Origin of the sequence: Alteromonas sp. MMG017 (assembly GCF_018100795.1) — a bacterium.
Classification (GTDB): Bacteria; Pseudomonadota; Gammaproteobacteria; order Enterobacterales; family Alteromonadaceae; genus Alteromonas.
This window is the reverse complement of record NZ_JAGJDY010000021.1, coordinates 1-3,585: the sequence shown is the minus strand read 5'-3', so window position 1 is coordinate 3,585 and position 3,585 is coordinate 1. Positions and strand designations below refer to the sequence as shown.

General features: G+C 39.1%; 1 protein-coding gene. It reads right to left on the bottom strand.

Going from position 1 to position 3,585, the window contains the following annotated elements; genetic code table 11:
• Positions 1–837: 837 nt before the first annotated feature.
• Positions 838–1,371, bottom strand: coding sequence for a PH domain-containing protein (locus J8L84_RS19935; protein ID WP_211072227.1), 534 nt, complete (start codon positions 1,369–1,371; stop codon positions 838–840).
• Between the last annotated feature and the right edge of the window lie 2,214 nt (positions 1,372–3,585).

Genomic DNA, 3,585 nt, shown 5'->3' with positions numbered 1-3,585 from the left:
GCGCAAGGAGGACGGTGGCTACATATAGTTGCTAGCGTCTTTCTTGCTTCGCTTCTCTCGAAGAGGGAGGCGTATAATACGCTTCTTGTTTTCAGTGTCAACGTTTTTCGTAAATTTCTTTTCGAACCGTTGTTAACTCCGAAGAGTCAATGAAAACCGCTTCTCGATGTTGTTGCCAACTCCTTGAAGCGAGGCGCGCATTCTACGCGAATCAGCTTTTGGATCAACACTTTTCTTAAATTAATTTTATAAAGTTTCCAAAGCTATCTATTCGCCTAATTTCAAGGCGATTTAAAACTGGTTAGTCTCGCTCTCTCTATTGCTAACCATATATATATTGTCACCACCGTATTACTCATTTTCTATGTAATTATAGGGTCATCGCGCTCGGTCAATTTTACAGACCGATGAGTCACTCTTATTATTGAGCTATGTTCGTCATTACCCATACAAGTAATAGCTGATAGCGTAGTCCCTTATGCTTATATGTTTATATACTCGTGGTTAGCTTCATCTAGCTTTAGTTATCTTATTATTGGGCTCTTGTAACTAGGTTACTGAATTGATGCCATCTGTAAGTGGGGGTATTAGGCAGGTGTTGTTTACAATATGTGTTGGGGATGACGCAGTATTGTCTATTCACTGATGGTGTACTTGTTAACCTCTATTCTACTTCCATTACCTCATACAGTTTCGCACTAGATACGCATTCCTCTTAGCTATCGGTATTTGCATAGAGTTAGATTATTATACAAGGTACGAGTGAAAGGGCGTGCGCTTACGTTGGTATTAGCACTTATGGCCTGCTACTACCTACTATTCACACTACTGTAATTATCACTTTGAATTCACTAGCTGCTCTAGCAGTGCTTCAATTCGCTGAGTGCTTTGCAGTAGTAAGGCGAAGTCATCGCTGGTATTTGTTTCGACCTCTGCCGTAACTCTATTTCTCCCAGCGGCCTTATCTTTTTGGCTTAGAATAGTTTCTCTAAAATTAATAGCATCTTCAATTCCGATAAGCGAAACCAATGCGCCCTGTGCTGATTGTCCCGCAGTCTCAAAAGACAATCTGTATAAGTTGAATACGCGCATTAGCGGGCCTTGCGTCATTGCCACATCGGTTATCTTCTCAAGTGGAATTGATTTTTCTTCCTTGTTGAAAATGCCTCTTTTTACTACCAGTTTTCGTTCAGTGATTATTGCAGACATTGCTGCAATCATTTTACTGCTGACAAAATAAAATATAGGAATGGATATAATAAGAAATGGAATACCAATGACTATAAGCGTTGAGAATAGCAACAAGCTTACCAACCAATAGGTTTTGACTGACGGATTGAAGCTGGCTTCTAATACAATTTTTTCAGACATCCTATTCTCTCTGCTTATCGCTATACCTAGCGCTAATGTGTAGCTATTACCATAACGGTATTATTAGATAATGTCTGTATCGAAGTGAAACAAGATGTTATAGGTTTCATGTTTAACTTTGGAGACCGTCTATTCATAAAACACTGATCATTTGTACTCAATAGTAATTACCAGGGTTCTGCATTCACCATGGTTACTACAAGTAAGTATATTAATCCTGGTAAACGTTGAATGCCGGCGTATTCTCAACTAATCAGTCTCGCTTAACTTTTTCCCAATATTATCGCAACGCTGTCTATAGTTTTGATAATTGCTAGATTCAGATTCGCTATGTTGAAGGCTGAGGTTACAGTGCTTCAATACCTTTTCAGACTGCCCGTTTACTTGATAGAGCTGTGCTAGACCATCATGGGACCTATCAGAATTGGGGTACTGACTTATGTTATATTCCAAAATCTCAATTTCTTTGTTTAAGTCCTCCTCAGCCCATAAATGATACGTGCCTGCGTTAAACATCATGCCTTGAGTAGCATTGGTTTCAATGCCTACCTCTTCAGATCATTCTTCATAGTGCTTTTTTATTGATTCTAAGCCCTGCCTTATCTTTACTGTTGGCAAAGGGAACTTTTGATACAAAGAACGTAGTGCATAGAAAGAAGCAATAACGCCAGTGGACACGTGATACTCCTGCTCAAAATGATGTGATACAAACCTGAATTTTCAGGGGCGCTACTCTCAATGTACCCAACGAGCTCCATTCAACCATTGCGCATTGCAGTAGAGTTATCATAAGGGTCATCCAAACCTTCATTAGCCATGTTCATATACAGAAAGTTGTGGTGGATGGATTTTGATTCTAGAAACGCCATTACTGAACTCACTGTTGTTTTATCATCCCAATACAATGAGGGGCTGAAAGCAAAGTGGACGTCAAACAAATCAAGCTTGGCTTGCATAGCATAAAGAGAAAATAGTCCTCCCAATGAGTGCCCAGCCTATATATTAAAGCCATTAGTTTTATAGCGGTTATCGATATCGGGGATTAATTCATGCTCGATATACTGCAACACGTATCTGCACCTCCAATACCTTCTCGGCCTTGAAATGATGTTGGTGTCAAACCAAGAATGCGGCTGTGGTGCTCAATGCCAATTAGTATGAATTCGGGGGTCATCCCTCCTTCTGAAAGCGTATCTAGAATATTAAAATAGTGTTGTATGTATCTCTTACCGTCCAATAGATAGATTACTGGATATCTATTTTTTATACCCGCTTCGTAGGTTCTAGGGAGTTTTATGTAGAAGCTACGTTTCTCCTTATAAATCTCTGACGCGATGGTGTATTCCTGAGTTTCGGTCTTGGTAGGCTATGCACAAAAGAAGAAAAGTGTTGGTTCAATAAATGAAACTACAAGTAAGTAAGATTTAGGCATCATCCGTGTCCCGCCGTTAGTTTTAAATCCCTCTATGAGCCAGAATACAAGAGCGACAACTATGTACAATTTTCAATAGCTGCTCCGTGCGTGGAACTGATCAATTCATAGTCAAATCCGAGTGACTGTTAGTCACTTAGCGCAGAAAGTGCTTTTAACGTTTGATTTGTTTCTACACGATAGGTTTTATATAGCCAATGTCATCCGACAGTCTGTTTTTCATCGGATAAAACTACTTCTCAAATAGTGAGACAGTCTATAAATCGCCCAAAGCTGTCTGTTAAATCGAATCTAAACCAAATGAGTGAATCTGTAAGATAAGATATAAGCTTCTACAGCTTACCTTCTTAACACCAAGCGACGTTGTCGTATGCCCTAACTCCATAACTCAACCATCAACGTTAACAACTTCACACGTATTCATAGCGACTTCTAGATTATTTTTCTCTGTTTTACTTTTACGCTTAATCACGTCGAGTATTAAAGGGCATTTCTGACGTATCTCGGTTAATAACCTCAATCTGTAATCTATGAACACGCGTTGTTACTATATAGAGTAATACGGATTAGACGGTTAATACCTTAAAAGTAATTTATTCAGGTTTGTGAGTTTTTATAATATATGTGATGGGGTATGTTTCACTCTGATTTCATGAGCGGCAGATCATTTTTATTAAGATCTTCATAACACCCGGCTTCTTACTAGGAAATAGCAGACGCTTTTTACTGGTTTTACATCGTTCTAAGTGACGGGCATAGTGCTGACTAGCACTTTTCTTCAG